Source organism: Chitinispirillales bacterium (genome assembly GCA_031254455.1).
Classification (GTDB): domain Bacteria; phylum Fibrobacterota; class Chitinivibrionia; order Chitinivibrionales; family Chitinivibrionaceae; genus WRFX01.
The window spans coordinates 1-17851 of the sequence record JAIRUI010000123.1; the positions used below are offsets into that span (position 1 = coordinate 1).

Annotated in this window: 18 protein-coding genes; all 18 read left to right on the forward strand. The window is 40.3% G+C overall.

Annotated elements, in window-relative coordinates:
- Window positions 1-252 precede the first annotated feature (252 nt).
- Window positions 253-501 carry a hypothetical protein gene (locus LBH98_09705; protein ID MDR0305021.1) on the forward strand — a complete coding sequence of 83 codons (249 nt, stop codon included), beginning with the start codon at window positions 253-255 and terminating at the stop codon, window positions 499-501.
- Between the two features lie 76 nt (window positions 502-577).
- Window positions 578-970 (forward strand): hypothetical protein, encoded by a 393-nt coding sequence (locus LBH98_09710; GenBank protein MDR0305022.1) that lies wholly within the window; start codon window positions 578-580, stop codon window positions 968-970.
- A gap of 32 nt (window positions 971-1002) precedes the next feature.
- Window positions 1003-1383, forward strand: coding sequence for a hypothetical protein (locus LBH98_09715; GenBank protein MDR0305023.1), 381 nt, complete (start codon window positions 1003-1005; stop codon window positions 1381-1383).
- A gap of 13 nt (window positions 1384-1396) precedes the next feature.
- Window positions 1397-3523: a hypothetical protein gene (locus LBH98_09720; protein MDR0305024.1), complete on the forward strand. Its 2127-nt coding sequence runs from the start codon at window positions 1397-1399 to the stop codon at window positions 3521-3523.
- A gap of 340 nt (window positions 3524-3863) precedes the next feature.
- Window positions 3864-5981, forward strand: a complete 2118-nt coding sequence (locus tag LBH98_09725) for a DNA topoisomerase IV subunit B (protein ID MDR0305025.1) — start codon at window positions 3864-3866, stop codon at window positions 5979-5981.
- Complete coding sequence (gene surE, locus LBH98_09730) at window positions 5974-6747, forward strand: 5'/3'-nucleotidase SurE (GenBank protein ID MDR0305026.1); 774 nt, start codon at window positions 5974-5976, stop codon at window positions 6745-6747. Before LBH98_09725 ends, surE begins: the two co-directional genes overlap by 8 nt.
- On the forward strand, window positions 6747-7613 hold the full coding sequence (locus LBH98_09735) for a site-specific DNA-methyltransferase (GenBank protein MDR0305027.1): 867 nt from the start codon (window positions 6747-6749) through the stop codon (window positions 7611-7613). Before surE ends, LBH98_09735 begins: the two co-directional genes overlap by 1 nt.
- Entirely contained in the window at window positions 7591-8349 is a 759-nt protein-coding gene (locus LBH98_09740) for a hypothetical protein (GenBank protein ID MDR0305028.1), read from the forward strand. The genes LBH98_09735 and LBH98_09740 overlap by 23 nt, the downstream gene beginning before the upstream one ends.
- Window positions 8346-8531: a hypothetical protein gene (locus tag LBH98_09745; protein MDR0305029.1), complete on the forward strand. Its 186-nt coding sequence runs from the start codon at window positions 8346-8348 to the stop codon at window positions 8529-8531. The genes LBH98_09740 and LBH98_09745 overlap by 4 nt, the downstream gene beginning before the upstream one ends.
- Window positions 8532-8541: 10 nt before the next feature.
- Window positions 8542-9273: a Fic family protein gene (locus LBH98_09750; GenBank protein ID MDR0305030.1), complete on the forward strand. Its 732-nt coding sequence runs from the start codon at window positions 8542-8544 to the stop codon at window positions 9271-9273.
- A gap of 169 nt (window positions 9274-9442) precedes the next feature.
- Complete coding sequence (locus LBH98_09755) at window positions 9443-10438, forward strand: hypothetical protein (GenBank protein ID MDR0305031.1); 996 nt, start codon at window positions 9443-9445, stop codon at window positions 10436-10438.
- Window positions 10439-10769: 331 nt separating this feature from the next.
- The gene (gene gyrA, locus LBH98_09760; protein MDR0305032.1) at window positions 10770-13439 is read left to right on the forward strand and encodes a DNA gyrase subunit A; all 2670 of its coding nucleotides are present in this window, start codon (window positions 10770-10772) and stop codon (window positions 13437-13439) included.
- Window positions 13399-14925, forward strand: a complete 1527-nt coding sequence (locus LBH98_09765; protein MDR0305033.1) for a restriction endonuclease — start codon at window positions 13399-13401, stop codon at window positions 14923-14925. The genes gyrA and LBH98_09765 overlap by 41 nt, the downstream gene beginning before the upstream one ends.
- Window positions 14926-14939: 14 nt before the next feature.
- Window positions 14940-15608: a TIGR00730 family Rossman fold protein gene (locus LBH98_09770; GenBank protein ID MDR0305034.1), complete on the forward strand. Its 669-nt coding sequence runs from the start codon at window positions 14940-14942 to the stop codon at window positions 15606-15608.
- A gap of 9 nt (window positions 15609-15617) precedes the next feature.
- The gene (locus tag LBH98_09775; protein MDR0305035.1) at window positions 15618-15845 is read left to right on the forward strand and encodes a hypothetical protein; all 228 of its coding nucleotides are present in this window, start codon (window positions 15618-15620) and stop codon (window positions 15843-15845) included.
- A 60-nt stretch (window positions 15846-15905) separates the two neighbouring features.
- The gene (locus LBH98_09780; GenBank protein ID MDR0305036.1) at window positions 15906-16076 is read left to right on the forward strand and encodes a hypothetical protein; all 171 of its coding nucleotides are present in this window, start codon (window positions 15906-15908) and stop codon (window positions 16074-16076) included.
- 131 nt (window positions 16077-16207) lie between these two features.
- Entirely contained in the window at window positions 16208-16804 is a 597-nt protein-coding gene (locus LBH98_09785) for a hypothetical protein (GenBank protein ID MDR0305037.1), read from the forward strand.
- 88 nt (window positions 16805-16892) lie between these two features.
- Window positions 16893-17849, forward strand: coding sequence for an ROK family protein (locus LBH98_09790; protein MDR0305038.1), 957 nt, complete (start codon window positions 16893-16895; stop codon window positions 17847-17849).
- Window positions 17850-17851: the final 2 nt, after the last annotated feature.

Consider the following 17851-nt stretch of genomic DNA (forward strand, 5'->3'; position numbering starts at 1 on the left):
GAAATAACAAAGAGATTCTGTGGAATTTGACGAATAACGCGGGCAGAAACGTTGCGAACGGCAGTTATTTGGTAGTAGTCGAGGCTAAGGGAAACAGCGGGAAGACGTATAAGTATTCGGCGAAGTTGGGTGTGAGACGGTAATTAGGGAATTTTAAATTGCTTCGTTGCGAGAGCGACGGGGCAATCTTTTTTTGGGATGAGGAAGAGAAGAAGATTAGGTTGAGAAAATTAAATTGAAGGATGGGGTTTTATGTTGGATTTTACAAAAGCGGCGTTTCGTAAATTGGTTGAAATTAGTCTTTGGATTAATCTGATTGTATATGTTGTAGCAGGCGGTGTTATCGGATGGAATGGTGGTCACGATGTTGGAATCGGACGTGAATTGGCGGCATTATTATGCGTAATTATAGGAGCGCTTGTCGGCATGTTGACGAATATTCTTTTCGGAGGATTTATCGCAACTATAATTGCTATTGAGGAAAATACCAAACTTAAGTGAAATTTCTTGATGAATTGGTAGATATTGAGTGAGAATTTATGTTAATAGTTTCAATTAAAGAAAAGGAAGCGTTTAGATGAAAAAGTTGGTTTTAGTAATGTGTGCGGCGGTTATTTGTTTGGTTATGACAGGGTGTTTGGATAAGTCTGATGAACAGCAGGCTAACGGTAAATCAAGCGGACAGAAGATTAGTGCCAAGTCGGTTGAACAACGAATTATAGGCACGTGGGTTGATGCGGCAGACAATAAACAGGTTATATTTAACGCCGACGGAACCGGAAGTGGAAGTATTGAGGGTGAGAAAATTGTTAATTATGCGATTGTTAGTGATAAAATCGCGGTCATTATTAAAAGTAATTATGACGAAAGGCTTACACGTATTTGTGATTATCGTTTTTCAAACGACGGTAAAATTTTAATATTAGACGGTGATTTGAGTTGTTTGTTGCACAAAAAGAAAGAGAATTGAAAAATAAGAAATTAAAGGAAAGACAATTACTAATGAAAAGAATAAGATTGGTCATTATGCTTATGTTTATAACATTCGCTTTTGTTTATTGCAACGAACAAAACACAAAATTGTTGCTGGCAGGACAATGGAATACAGTGGAAAGCAATCTGGACAAAGATTTGATTTGCGACAGGGTAGAATTTTTTAACGACGGAACCGGAGTGTCTGAATGGAATAATCTCAGAGGGGTTGGAGCGTGGGCTGAGAGTTTTACATGGAAAATAGGCGCCGACGGGCGGCTAATTATGATGGCGCCTAACGGTATGGCGCAAATATATTCTATTGTTGAAATATCAAAGTCAACGCTTGTTTTAGAAGGAAATGTTCCTGGTTATGGTAATGTTCGCGAAAAATATTCAAAGTTAAAATAAGGAGAGTTTTTACATGCATCATAAAAGCATGATATTATGTTTAGCGATATTGCTTCTGTCAATATCCGCATTCGGTCAAAAGAAGGAATTTACTATTCCTTATAAATATACCGCAAGTAACGACGATAGCCGCAATTCGGCAAAAGCCAAAGCGATGGAAGAAGCGCAGTCCTCGCTGTTGCAACAATTAGGCGTTTTGGTAGAAGCGCGTCAGAAAATGACGACAACCGCTGCCAATAAGACTAAGCAGGAAGATTTTGTTGAGGAGTTGAAAACTTATACTATCGGCAAAGTACAGACGCAAATTGTTACGGGAACGGAGAAGTTTACCGAAAACGACAAAGGCGATATGATTTATTCGGCGACATTCAAAATGCTTGTCGATACCGTCGATTTGTATAAATATTTGGACAATATCGTAAAACAAAAGGAACAGGCGCGGCTTGACGATATAAACAAACAGCAGAAGATACAAACGCTGCGAAAAGAAACCGAAGAGTTGAAAAAGCAGACGGAAGCCGCCAAAGCCAAAGAAAGCGAACTGTATAAGACTCGGCTTATCGCCCAAAAACGCCTTGCCGAATTAAAGATACAGAAAGACGACGCAGAAAAGGATTACAAGAATACGCTTACCGCTTCCAACGCAAGTACAAGCGCAGGAATGGCAAAAACGAGAGCGACAAGTAATCACTTAACCGAAACGACAAATCAGTATAACGCGCAGGATGCCGAATGTAAAAAACTTGAGATTGCATACACAACCGCGCAAAACAATACAAAAATTGCGGAAAATAATCTGTATAATGCGGAAGTGTTGCTGGCAAACGAAGCCGGAACGCCAAAGCCAGAAAAACCCGTAGCCGAAAAAAGCCCCGATATTCAAAAGAACGAGCAGACTGCGCAAACGGCAATACAACTTCCAATTCCAGCAAGTACGACGGCGGAAAGCGCGAGCGATAAAGTTATAACTTATAATACCGACAGCCGCGTAACGGTTATAAATTGGAACGATATACAGGTTACGATAAATACGCTTGGAGATTTGAGAGCGTTCAGAGACAGAGTTAACGCCCGAAACGATTTTTCGGGGCAGACGTTTATTCTTGCCGATAACATTAGCCTTGAAGGCGATAATCAATGGGTGCCGATTGGAACGAAAAGCGGAAATACGGCGATTCCTTTTAACGGCACATTCGACGGTGACGGTAAAGTTGTAAAAGGAATTAATATCGGAGGCAATAACGACCGACAGGGATTGTTCGGTTTTGTCGATAATATGGCAACGGTGAAGAATCTTGGAATTATTAACGTTAACATTAAGGGGAATACCCGTATCGGCGGACTGGTTGGAAGTAATGCCGGAATAATAGAAAATTGTTATGTTTCGGGAAATATAATAGTAATGGGAACAGATTATGTAGGTGGATTGGTTGGAATAAGTGTGGAAGGCGGCAGGATTGAGAATTGTTATGCTGCCGGAAATATCGGAGGGAACAGTTATATTGGCGGATTAGTTGGAGAGAATGGCGGTACAATTGATAATTGTTATATTTCTGGAGGAAATGTAAGAGGGACAAAAGAAAATTCTGGTGGATTGGTAGGAAAGAACACAGGAACAATTGGTAATTGTTACGCTATCGTAGGTGTGACAGGAATAGGAAATGTTGGCGGATTGGCAGGACGAAGCCAAGGAACAATTAAAAATTGTTATGCTACTGGAAATGTAGCAGGAACTACATCTGTCGGTGGATTGATGGGAATAACGGATTTAGGTAGAAGTATAACTATCAATTGTTATGCTACTGGAAATGTGAAGGGAAACAATAATGTCGGTGGATTACTTGGACAACATGGAGAAACGTGGTGGAATTGTGATATCACCAATTGTTATGCTGTTGGAAATGTAAAAGGAGATAATAATGTTGGCGGGTTGGTAGGATATAACAAATACAACACCAGCAACAAAATTACCAATTCCTACTACGATACCCAAACAAGCGGGCAGTTTGACGGTCAAAAAGGTAAACCTGTGGCGACGGAAGATATGAAAAAGCAAAGTACTTACAGTGGCTGGGATTTTACTAAGACTTGGGGAATAAGCCCGAATACAAATAACGGTTATCCGTATTTGAAGAAGTAAGTAGTGAGGTTAATTCCAATCGCACCTGTCTTTTCAATCCACTGTTTTCCTAAAATATTTACATGTGGATGGCAACCCATTAACAACAGCGGCAGGTATAATCCCTTTGATGCGCAAGCGTAAGGCTCAAAAAGCATATAGAGGCAAGGGATGGAATTCGTCATTGCGAGAAGTGAAACGACGAAGCGATCCATAAGCAAACAATGGAAAACGCGGCGGTAACTGGATTGCTTCGCTGCGCTCGCACGGAATTCTTTGCGCTCCCCCTTTTTGTTTGCGGCAAATAGTATTTTCCTCCTTGTGTAAAACAATGTTTTTCGAGAATTGAAAAGAGGGAAAAATGTCTCAAAACGAAAATAATTCAAGTTACGAAGCGGAAAGCATTAAGTCGCTCAAAGGACTTGAAGCGGTTCGTAAACGTCCTGCAATGTATATAGGCTCTACCGGCGGTCCCGGACTTCACCATTTGGTTTATGAAATCGTGGATAACTCCATTGACGAAGCGCTGGCGGGATACTGCGACAAAGTTGAAGTTACTATCCACGCAAATAATGGAATAACCGTAAAAGACAACGGACGCGGAATTCCGGTCGGCTGGCACAAAGAAGAAAAAATGTCGTCTTTAGAATTGGTGCTTTGTACTCTTCACGCGGGCGGAAAATTCGATAATTCCAACTACAAAGTTTCGGGAGGATTGCACGGAGTCGGCTCGTCGTGCGTAAACGCGTTATCGTCTTATATGCGCGCGGAAGTTTGCAGAGACGGAAAAATCTATGAGATGGAATTCTCTCGCGGAAATAAAAAAGACGAAATCAAAGAAATCGGTACGACTCAACAGCGCGGAACTACTATTACTTTTGTTCCCGACACCGAGATTTTCGAAGAGACGAAATACAGCTTCAAAATTCTTACGGCGCGGCTCAGGGAACTTGCCTTCCTGAACAAAGGAATAAAAATATCTATTGTCGATGAGCGCAGTGAAACTCCCGAAGGCGTTAAAGAGAGATGCGACGACGGCAAGGAAAATCCGTTATGGACGGGAAGAATTGCGGGTGAGCCGGTTTCTCATGATTTTTGTTTCCCGAAAGGGCTTGTGGATTACGTGAAATACTTGAACGGCGCCGAAATAGACGCTCAAACGGGAGAAATAGAATTTGACGACGATACGAAAAAGCAGCTTCTGCTTCCCGAACCCGTACATTTTCATCACAAAGAGCCGGATATGGAACTTGAAGTCGCTTTTCAGTATAACGACGGTTACGATGAAAAAGTGTATTCTTTCGCAAACAACATCAACACTCGCGAAGGCGGAACGCATTTGGTCGGATTCAGAAACGGCGTTTGGTCCACGATTGAAAGATATATAGACGAAAACAAAGATAAAATCAAAGCGTTGAGAGGCAAAACCAAAGAAGATAAGCCCAAAAAAGGCAAAGAAAAAGACGAGAAAAATAAAAAAGAAGATAAAATCAAGATTGAGCGTTCGGATTTATGGGAAGGTTTGACGGCTGTCGTCAGCGTAAAAATAAGCGAGCCTCAGTTTGAGGGACAAACGAAGCAGAAATTAGGGAACTCCGGTATTTCGGCGATAGTAAATAGAAACGTACAGGAAAGTCTGACCGCATATCTTGAAGAAAGTCCGCAGATCGCGGTAGAAATTTGTAACAAAATCGTGAATGCGGCGATAGCCAGAGAAGCGGCGAGAAACGCGCAGGAAAACGTGCGCAAAGTGGTGAAAGAAGGTCGCGGGAAAGCCGAAAAACTGACCGATTGTACGAGTAAAATCCCTTCGGAACGTGAAGTGTTTCTCGTGGAAGGAGATTCTGCGGGCGGCACGGCGAAACGCGGACGAAATCCCAGGACTCAAGCGATTTTCTGCTTGCGCGGAAAAATCCTGAACGTTGAAAAAGCGCGAATCGACAAAGTTTTGCAGAATAAAGAAATAGAAGATATGATATTCAGAGTTTTTAAGTGCGGAATAGGCGACACTTTCGACATAAACGCCTTGCGTTATCACAAAATAATAATTATGACCGACGCCGACGTGGACGGAGCGCATATCAGAACGCTGCTTTTGACTTTCTTTTATAGAAAACTTCCCAAACTCATTGAAGACGGCTATGTTTTTGTCGCATGCCCTCCGCTTTTCAGGATTAAAGACGGGAAAAAAATAGACGAATACGTTCATTCCGATGAAGAAAAAGAACAGATTCTCGCCAAATATAATCTTAAAGACAGTAGAAGCGTCAAAGTTTCACGTTTCAAAGGGCTTGGAGAAATGGACCCGCAGGAACTTTCGGAAACGACGATGCACCAAAGAACGCGGCGTCTGAAAAAAGTGAGCGTTGAGGACGCGGTTGAAGCGGACAGAGTTTTTACTATGCTTATGGGCGACGAAGTCGAACCGCGGCGGAAATTTATTGAAGAAAATGCCGACAAGGCGGATATTGATGCGTAAAACGATTTTGATTTCAAACGACGACGGATATTTATCTAATGGAATCGAAGCGTTAATTTCCGCATTCAAGGAAAATTACGACGTATTTGTCGTCGCTCCGCAAGCCGAGCAAAGCGGGAAAAGTCACAGTTTCACTTTTGGGACGTCGATTACATACAAAAAAATCGAAAGAAAAGACGATATCGCATGTTTTTCGGTTAACGGCTCGCCTGCCGACTGCGTAAAAGTAGCCTTAGCGCATCTTATGCCGAAAAAGCCGGATTTCGTAATTTCGGGAATAAATACCGGAGAAAACATCGGAATTGCGACTTTTTATTCGGGAACTTGCGCCGCCGCTCGAGAAGCGGGGTTTTGGCGTATTCCCGCCGTTGCGTTTTCACTTCACTGCCAGCAAAGAGAAAACATAAGCGGTTACGGGAAATTGGCGTTTGAAATTTTTGAAAAATTTTTGTCAAACGGTTTCTTGGACAATACGGGCAGAGTGATTTACAACGTGAATTTTCCACATTTGCCGATAAACGAAATTAAAGGCGTGAAAATCGTCCGTCAAAGTTTGGCGTATTATAAGGACACTTATATTATCGACGGCGGAGAGGCGGGCGGAGAAATTCGTCTTCGCGCAAACGGCGATTCAATGGCGCTTACCGAAACCGACTGCGAAGTTTTTGACATCGCGGCGAATTTTGCAGGCTATTCGACGATAACTCCGGTTTTACTCGACACGACGGACGAAGAGGTTTTGGAAGAGTTAAAAAGAGTTTGGTGATGTTGAGTGTAAAAACAGAAATAAAGTTTGGCGATTGCAAGGAAATCCTTAAAGAATTTCATGAAAACTCTGTTGATTTAATCGTTACTTCGCCGCCGTATGCCGACAGACGAAAACAAACTTATGGCGGCGTCGCTCCAGAAAAATATGCAGAGTGGTTTTTACCGATAAGCAAGGAACTTTTACGAGTTTTAAAGCCAAGCGGAACATTTATTTTGAATATAAAGGAAAAAGCGGAAGATGGTGAACGAAGCACTTATGTTCTTGAACTGATTTTAGCGTTGCGCAAACAAGGTTGGTTGTGGACAGAAGAGTTTATTTGGCACAAAAAAAACAGTTATCCCGGTAAATGGCCAAATCGTTTTCGTGACGCTTGGGAACGACTTTTGCAGTTTAATAAGACTAAAAATTTCAAAATGTATCAAGATGCTGTAAAAATACCGATTGGCGACTGGGCAAATTGGCGGCTGAAAAATTTAAGCGAAACTGATAAAATTCGTGATAACGCACGTAACGGTAGCGGTTTTGGTAAAAATATTTCAAATTGGGTAGATAAAGAAACTGTTTATCCAAATAACGTTCTGTATTTATCGACGGAATGTAATAATAAAAATCACAGTGCGGCATTTCCCGATGCTTTACCGGAATGGTTTATTAAACTTTTTACACAGGAAGGCGATACTGTTTTAGACCCTTTTGCGGGTTCCGGAACGACATTACGGGTGGCGCAAGAAATGTGTAGAAATTCAGTCGGAATAGAAATAATACCGGAATATGTGTCTATGATAGAGTCCCAAATTCAACAAAATTTGTTTATGTCTTTTGAACAAGGAGAGGTTGATTGTGGAAAAATTAGATATATGTGATGTTATTAAATATGTTGAAGAAAATATCGGAATTTTTCATTTGAGCCGATTGAAAAAATTAGAAAAATTAAAGTTGTCTGATGTTTTAAAGAGAAAAAATCCTTATCTTTTCAAAGCAAAATTCGTAGAAACCGCTTACGATATTGTTCGAGGAATAGTAGATGCATATTTATCGTCAAGTGAAGAAACTGTTTTTGGCGATTGGCTTGAAGGGCTGGCGATTTTCATAAACCAAAAAATCTTTAACGGTTGGAAATCATCCTGCACCGGTATAGACCTTGAATTTGACAAAGAAAACGTTAGATATATAATATCAATAAAATCAAGTAATAATTGGGGAAATAGCGAACAAGTAAAAAAAATGAGAGACCGTTTCCGCAGTGCAAAGCAAACGTTAAGAACAAGCAATTCAAAATTAATTATTGAGGCAATAAACGGCTGTTGTTATGGAATTGACAGTAATCCCGATAAAGGAGATTATTTCAAATTTTGCGGGCAGAGATTTTGGTCGTTTGTTTCCGGAAACGATAACTTTTATATTGATATTATTGAGCCGCTTGGATATAAGGCGAGAGAAAAAAACGATGAATATCAAAAAGCGTATAATGAATTACTTAATCGTTTTGTGAAGGAGTTTTCTAACGAATATTGTAAAAATTCCGGTGAAATTGATTGGAATAAAATTGTAAAATTTAATTCGGGGGAACGAATAAAGAAAGTAAGTGTGAAACGATGACGAACGATAATGTGATTTTCCAAATTACTGAAGAAGACGTACAATATGAAGCAATAGAAAGAATCGGTAGAAAATTGACAGACGATGAAATGTATATTGCTCGCAAAGGTATATCGGGAGGTGTTGGAGATATTACTCTTATTTTGACTTATGACACAATTTTTAGCGAAATGATAAAATAAGAGTAGAATAATGAACTCTGCAATTCTTGAAAAAATTCTCGCCGAAAAAAGCGCTAAAATGAAGGGCGGATTGTATCACAAAACACAGATAAATTTGGCATATAATTCCAACAGAATTGAAGGAAGCAGAATTTCGCAAGAGCAAACGAGGCTTATTTTTGAAACGAAAACAATCGGTTTCAAAGAAGAAGACGCACTTTTGGTCGATGATATTATTGAAACGGCGAATCATTTTACAGCGTTTGACAAAATGCTGGAGAATATCGACAAAATTCTGACAAACGAAATCATCAAAGACTTTCATAAAATCTTAAAAGCGGCGACTTCACAGGCAAATACCGATTGGTTTGTCGTTGGAGACTGGAAAAAAATACCGAATGAAATCGGAGACATTGAAACGATTTTACCCAAAAACGTTGAAGAAGAAATGAATAAATTAAACGACTGGCACTTAAATTTGCCGCAAATTTCACTTGAAACCATTGCAGAATATCATTGTAAATTCGAAAAAATTCATCCGTTTCAAGACGGAAACGGTCGGATAGGACGACTTATAATGTTTCGCGAATGTTTGAAAACCGGCGTTGTTCCGTTTATTATCGACGAGCGGCATAAGCAATATTATTATCGAGGACTTAAAGAATTTGAAAGCGAGCGCGGGTATTTGATTGATACTTGCAAATCGGCTCAGGATACGTATTTTGAGTGGATTAGATATTTTTATCCCGATTTAACGAATTGAACAATAACAAGAAACAAATACTATATTTACTCGAAAATTTAGACTATAACCAAATAGAATAGACAGAGAAAAACAGTACCGAATTATTCGAAAAACTTGACTTTTAATACAACAAGTGGTATTTTATGCTAGTATATAGCGTGAACACGCTGTAGGAGTAAACCAATTTATGAATAATCTTAAAAGATGTTTTTTGTCGATAACTACGATTTTTATCGGCATTATGTTGTCGGGCTGCGCCGCTATGACCAATTCGCTGAAAGAAATAGACGCGAACACGGATTGGAAAAAACCGACTTTAACGGCGGATTTGGATGTAAGTCCAAACAAAATAGTCGGGAGTGCGAACGGCAAAAAAGATAAGTTGAACGAGATTGGAAAAGTCGCGATGTTAAACGCCTTGGTAAAATATAATTCCGGAAAATTGGATAAAGATATTGCGGATTTAATGGTCGAGCCGACATATTTTCACGAATACGACGGATTTGGCGGCGTAAAAATAACGGTTATCGGTTATCCTGCAAGATACAAAAATTTCAGGATGATAGAAAAAACGGAAGTTCCTTTGGAAAACTTTGTATCTGTTCCTAAAAATAACGATTATCCGTCACGTTCTATGTCTGAAACGTTATCTAAGCAAGAAGAACAAGTGAAATTGCAGAGAGTAAAAGACGATATTGCCACAGAACAAAAGAAAGTGCAGGATAGCGTTTATCAATCGCAAGAACAAATACGTCAAGAAGAACACAGCGAATCCAAGACAGTATCGCAAGCGGAAAACAAAATAATTCGGAACAATGTTGCAACAGAACAAACAAGAATTGCAGAAGATAAGAGCAAGACAGCATGGGCGCAGCGAGTTAAAAATGCAAACGGCGGGGATTTGGCGTTCAGAACAGCCGAAGGTAAAATTATCAAATTTGAAAGCGGAAAACCGTTTCCTGACGTAAGCGAATCTCAAGAAAAACGAAGTAAAAAAGTAATCTTTGAGAAAGATGACAAAAAGTATATTTGTTATATAAATAACAGAAAAGTTTACGTATGGGAAGTGAACGGTAGTGGAGTTATAAAAAACAAGTGGTATAGCACAGACGCTTTTGACCTCGTTAAACCTGAATACGATTATTTGGGTTATGAGATTTTTGATACTGTAGTAAAGAAGTAGTAAAATATTTTAGAGTGAGATTTGACTAATGCCGCCTCAAAACTGGCGGTAAATGGTATATACCTGATAATCGGCTGAAGCCAAAGGCGTAAACTAAAAGACATATAAGTATTAGGCGAAGCTGGGGGTTAGACGGTAAAGAATTAATTATTTGCAGATTTTATATTAACAGCGGGACGTATAAATACGTCCCGCTGTTGTTTCGTTTGCCTTTTTATATGTGGCAAATGGTATATTTACCCGAAAATCAAAGTATAAAATCGGACTTTTATAGTGGGATTAACGAGCGGCGGCATATCTTATAAGTCCCAAATAAAAAAGGAGCGCATAAGTGGACGAAAACGAAGAAAACAAATTTGAAGAACAAGTAATACAAAATACTTCAGAGGGAATAATCTCTCCGACTTTACTTGAAGAAGAAATGAAACGTTCAATGCTGGATTACGCAATGAGCGTAATTACGGCAAGGGCGTTGCCGGATGCGCGAGACGGACTAAAACCTGTGCACAGACGAATTTTGTACAGTATGCACGAAAACGGCTGGACGGCGTCCCTCAAAGACCACATAAAATGCGCAAAAGTCGTAGGCGCGGTAATGGGAGACTACCATCCGCACGGCGACAGTTCGATTTATGAAGCGCTTGTACGTATGTCGCAGCCGTGGTCGCTTCGATACTGCGCGATTGACTTTCACGGCGGTAACGGTTCAATCGACGGCGACAAACCTGCGGCGTATCGTTATACGGAATGTAAATTGGATAAAATGGCGGACGAAATGCTTATCGATATTAACAAAAACGTTGTCGATATGGCGAAAAATTTCTCAGAAGATAAAGACGAACCGATAGTTTTACCTTCCAGAATCCCGTTTTTACTTGTAAACGGTTCTTCCGGAATTGCGGTTGGAATGGCTACGAATATGGCGCCGCATAACTTGCGGGAAGTGGTTTTGGGAATTAAAGCGGTGTTGGAAAATTCGGAAATTGAAATTGACGATTTGATAAAATACATTCCCGCGCCTGATTTTCCTACGGGCGGACTCATTTACGGAAGAAGCGGAGCGATTGAGGCGTATAAAACCGGACGCGGAAAAATAATTATGCGCGCCAAAGCCGAAATTGTCGGTACGGATGCAAGCGGACAGGGCGGTAAAATTATTATTACCGAAATTCCGTATATGTTGAGCAAAGAAAATCTCGTAAAAAAAATGGAAGAATTAGCCTCCGACAAAGAAAACGGAATTTCCGGGATTATGGATATTGAAGACGAATCTTCGGACATTGACGACAGTGACAGCGGCAAGAAAAAAGGCGCTCAAAGCAAAATAGGAATAAGAATCATCGTTCATGTAAAAAGAGACGATTACGCAGAAGTCGTGCTTAATCAGCTGTATAAGATGTCGCCGCTGCAATCGTCTTTCGGAATATTAAATTTAGCGCTTGTAAGAGGACGTCCTCATTTGCTTAATCTCAAGCAATTGATTGAGCATTACATAGACCATCGACTTGAGGTGATTACCCGTAAAACTCAGTTTGATTTGAATAAGGCGAAAAATCGCAGCCACATTGTCGACGGGTTAATAGTCGCCGCAGACAATACCGACGAAGTTATTAAAATAATTCGTTCAAGCGAAGACGAGGCGAATGCGCGTATAACTTTACAGGAACGTTTCAATCTTGACGAAATTCAGTCTAAAGCGATTACAGATATGCGTTTAGGGCTTTTAACTCGTATGAACCGTTTAGAATTGGAAAACGAGAAGAAAGATTTACTGCTAAAAATTGCCGATTTTATTGATATTTTGGATAAACGCGAAAGAAAAGTCGCTATTATCAACGAGGATTTGGACGATATTTTGAAAAAATACGGCGATGACAGAAGGTCGCAAATTGTCGATGCGGCGGGTGATATTGACATTGAAGACATGATTCCCAACGAAGATATGGTAATAACTATGACACACGCCGGCTACATTAAACGTACGGCGGCGGACACATACAAAACGCAAGGGCGAGGCGGCCGCGGACTAAAAGGAATGGCTTCAAAAGATTCGGATTTCATAGAAACGCTTTTTGTCGCGTCTGCACACAGCACAATTTTGTTTTTCACCGACAAAGGACGCTGTTACGGAATTAAGGTCTGGGAATTACCCGAAGGCGACAGAACCTCGAAAGGTCGTCCGATTGTGAATGTAATCGAGGTATTGCAGACAAACGGAGAAAAGGTTGCGTCTTTCGTCGTGGTGAAAGATTATGACAACGCACAAAACCAATCAATAGTTCAAGTGACTCAAAGAGGAATTATAAATCGTCAGCCGCTTGAAAATTATCAAAATTTGCGTAAAAACGGACTGAATTCTATAAAATTGGACGAAAAAGAAGAATTGGTCGCGGCGGTTCTATGTGAGAAAGACGATAATGTCGTTATCGCTTCGTCAGGTGGAAATGCGGTTCGTTTCCCTATCGAAAAGGCGAGAATTACCGGACGAAACACGCACGGTGTACGTGGAATCCGTTTGAAAGACGGCGACAAGGTTATAGGAATGATTACGGCGAAATCCGACGACGACAAAATTCTTACGGTTACCGAAAACGGTTTTGGAAAACGCACGAAATTAGGCGAATACAGAATTACCAATCGAGGCGGTAAAGGAATTATTAACATAAAAACGAGCGAACGTAACGGGAAAGTCATCAATATCATGAACCCAAACGAAGACGATGATTTGCTGATAATTACTAAAAACGGAATAATAATCCGCGTCTGCGTTGCAAAAATCAATGTTATCGGGCGAGCGACGCAAGGCGTAAAACTTATGAATTTAGACACCGGCGACAAGGTTATAGACGTCAGCGATTGCGGCAAAAGCGACGACGACGGCGGCGATATTGAAAAGTCGGAATTACCGCAGACAAATCCCGAAGACTTGCTTGAAGAAGAAATTATCGACGAAGACGACGATGTCAAAGAAGAAGCGGACGACGGCGAAAGCGATGAATAAACTCTACTATGGCGATAATCTTGACGTTTTGCGAAAGTATATCGCAGACGAGTCGATTGATTTATGCTATATAGACCCGCCGTTTAATTCAAACCGCGACTACAATCAGATTTATGCGACCGCAAGCAATGAAGACAAGGCGCAGTCACAAGCGTTTGTTGACACTTGGGAATGGGATAAATCGGCGATTGACGGACTTAACGAGATTCTTGAAAACGAAGAAAAAAGATTCAATATTGAGTTGGTAAAGTTTATCGACAACATCAAAAACATTGTCTGTAAAGGAAGCTTGCTTGCGTATCTGATTAGTTTGGCGCTGCGTGTTACGGAAATTCACAGAGCGCTGAAAAAAACGGGAAGTTTTTATTTCCATTGCGACCCTACGGCAAGTCATTATATAAAACTGCTTTTAGACAATATTTTTGTTCCGAAAGGCGGAAATATGAGGAACGAAATAATTTGGCACTATACGGGAAATTCTGTGCCGAAATATTGTTTGCCGAGAAAACACGATGTAATATTCTCTTATTGCAAGGGAGATGTGAGCAAATTTTATCCGCAAAATATTCTTATTCCTTATTCTGAAAAAACCGAGAAGCGGTATAATCATATTGACGATGAAGGAAGACGATATAAAGTTTCAGCTTTACGAAAAGGGATACAAGAAATTGTCTATATGAAAACAGGAAAATATTCTGATGATGTTTGGGATATTCCTGTTGCACGCGGTAAAGAAGCATTAGGTTATCCTACGCAAAAGCCGGAAGCGTTATTAGAACGCATAATCAAGGCGAGTTCAAACGAAACCGACAACATTCTTGACGCATACTGCGGATGCGGAACAACTGTCGCTGTTTGCGAACGCTTAAATAGAAAATGGGTCGGAATAGACATTACTTACCAAAGTATTTCGCTTATAATAAAACGCCTTGAAGATACTTACGGAGAAAAAGTTTCTCAAAATTTTGAACTAAACGGCATTCCGCGCGATATTGAATCAGCGACGGCTTTAGCGTTAAAAAAGGACGACAGAGTTCGTAAAGAGTTTGAAAAATGGGTTATTTTGACATATACAAACAATTACGCTTACATTAACGAGAAAAAAGGAAGCGATAAAGGAATTGACGGGCGAATGTTTATGGCTGTTTCTTCCGACAAGTCGAAAGAAGTCCTGTTTTCGGTAAAATCCGGGAAAGTTTCGGTAAAAGACATCCGAGATTTTCGTGGAGTTCTCGAAAGAGAAGAAAACGCAGTAATCGGAATTTTCATAACACTGAACAATCCGACAAAAGATATGATAAACGAAGCTAAAGAGGCGGGTGTCTATGTAAATTCTTCCAACAATCAGCCTTTTGACAGAATTAAAATTATTACTACCGAACAAATAATTAACGGCGAACGTTTGTATTTACCGCTTCCCAAACGCGATGTGGTAAGGCAGGCGGAAAGCAACGATAAATCTGAAAAAATTGATATTGATTTTTAACTTTGGAGGATAATATGGTAAACCAAATTCCGCAAAATGCATCAAACGAAACTTGGCGGATGTTTAGAGTGATTTCCGAATTTGTAGAAGGAATTGAAACTCTGTCGAATATTGGACCATGCGTGTCGATATTCGGCTCGGCAAGGACGGAACCCGACGATAAGTATTTCAAAATGACGGTGGAAATGGGTAAATTGTGTGCGGAAAACGGATTTGGCGTAATCACGGGCGGCGGCCCCGGAATTATGGAAGCGGCGCACGTCGGCGCTATAGAAGCAAACGGGAAAGCAATAGGGCTAAATATCAAACTTCCGATGGAACAGCATCCGAACAAATACCAAAATGTGAAATTGGATTTCCACTACTTTTTTGTTCGCAAAGTAATGTTTTTGCGTTGGAGTTCGGCGGTCATCATTTGTCCGGGAGGTTTCGGCACTTTAGACGAAATGTTTGAGGCGTTGACACTTATACAAACAAACAAAACTCAGGAAATTCCGTTAGTTTTGCTCGGAAAGGATTTTTGGAGCGGAATGGTTGATTGGATCGAGAAAAAAATGCTTATGAACAATCAGTACATTTCACCTGAAGATACGAAACTATTTCATATTACCGACGATCCGAAAGAGGCGATGGCGATAATTAATGAGTCGAGTAAAAAACGGAAACTTGCAACAAATTTTTGATTGTAAATCATGGATTTATACGATTCAAAACCTCAAAAAGACAGTGATTCGCAGGATAGTGAAAATTCTGCAAAACCTTTCTTGGGCGTGCATTTTGAATGCTGCGACGTGTATGTAAGACTTTATCGCCCTCCCGACAGACCGTTTTATCAGGGGCGTTGTCCGAAATGTTCAAAGCCTGTTTTTATTCCGGTAGGGAAAGGCGGAATTTCGGCGCGATTTTTCAGCGTTAAATAAAAAACTTGCTTTCACATACGGCGATTTCGTATATTAACACGGGTTAAAGGGGAGAAAAGTATGAATTCGGTACATATAGTTCAGATTTTTTGGGTGTTGATTTTTTTCTTTTCTTTAATTATTTTATTTTTCGTATGGGCGAAATCGATGGTTATAATGCGTTTATTCGCGAAAGTCCATGACCTTTTGAGTAAAATGGATACGCTTTACGATGAGGAACCGCAAAAATAAAATCGTGTTCTTTGAAAATTTTATGTGTTTTAGAACTTGCTTTTGTCAAAAGATGTTAAGACGAAACGCTTTGCATGTACAATTTACCTTTGAAACATCAAAAAATTGAAAAAAATTACTTTGGAGTAAAAATGAAACCAGAAAATGAAATGTTCTTTGTTATTCTCTTGGGCTTGTCTGTGATTTTGCAATTGATTTCGCTAATCAAAATAACGCAATTTCAAAATAGTCAAAAACACAGAGAAAGCAAAAACAATTCCGTAAATGACGGAAGAAACCGTGCGCAGCAGAATAATCAAAACCCGAATAAAAAAAATCAGGGGAATAATATTAGTCAAAACAACCGTCCCTCACAGCAAAACGGGCAAAGAACTCAGCCGCAAAACATTGAGAAAAAGTTTGAAAGAATAGTATCAAACGCTCAATCGCTGAAAGATACGAATTCACAGTTGGGAAATCGTTCAAAAGATAACAAAAATATTAACCAACCTAACCAACCGCAAAATAAACCTAAAGTTTACAGTGAAAGACCTGCGGTTCAAAAGCAGGAAAGACCTGCGAACGTTCCGATTAAACAGGCGGAAACTGTTGAGCAAAAAAAACCGGAAGCGGTTTTTACAGAAAGTGCAAATAACGGCGTTAAAGCAAATTTGGAGACTAAAACCGAAAGCGCTATGGACGTTAAAACACAGCAGCAGTCCGGTTCCGTTCAGTACGGAAGACGCTGAATTTATAAAGACATCGAAAGTATTTTTCGGTGTCTTTTTTATTGTTTCAAAACAAGTTAAGCGAATATTAACAAAAGGAGAGAAAATTATGGCGGATGTCGTTGCGGGAATTGATATTGGCGGAACCAATATCGTTTTTGGATTGGTAAATAGAAACGGGAATATCGTAGAAACGGGAACCCTCAAAACAGCGGATTATCCAATTTTCGACGATTTTGTTAAAGCAAGCGCATATTTGATTAAGGATTTGATAAAGAAATCGGATACAAACTTAATCGGAGTCGGGATAGGTGCGCCAAACGGCAATTTTTACAGAGGAACTATTGAGTATGCCGTAAATCTTATGTGGAAAGGAATCGTACCGATAGCGCGGGATTTCAAAGATATTTTGAATGTGGAAACCGCGGTAACAAACGACGCGAATGCCGCAGCCGTTGGAGAAAAAATTTTCGGCGGAGCAAAAGAAATCGACGATTTTGTCGTTTTAACGCTGGGCACAGGGCTTGGAAGCGGAATTTACATCAATGGGAAATTATTGTACGGATACTCGGGCTTTGCCGGCGAATTGGGGCACATCGGATTGGTGCCGAACGGGCGCGCCTGTGGGTGCGGACAACACGGTTGTGCAGAAACATACGTTTCCGCGACAGGTATTTGTAGAACCGCCGTCGAACTTCTTTCCACAAAACGCGAACCGTCGGTTTTGCGTGAATATTCCTACAACGAATTGACCTCGAAATATATTTCAGACGCTGCGACAGAAGGCGATGTTATCGCACTTGAAGCGTTTGACGTTACGGCGAGATATTTCGGAAAAATCATTGCCGACACTGTTGCATTTTCAAGTCCGCAAAAAATATTCCTGTTCGGCGGGCTTGCAAACGCCGGAGATATTTTAATAGTTCCAGCCCAGAAATACGCTCGCGAAATATGTTTGCAGTCAATGCGAGACACGTTTGAAATAACTATGTCTAAACTCCCGTCGGCAAATGCGGCAATTTTAGGTTCCGCCGCTTTGATTTGGGAGTCCCGTAAAAAGTTATAGTT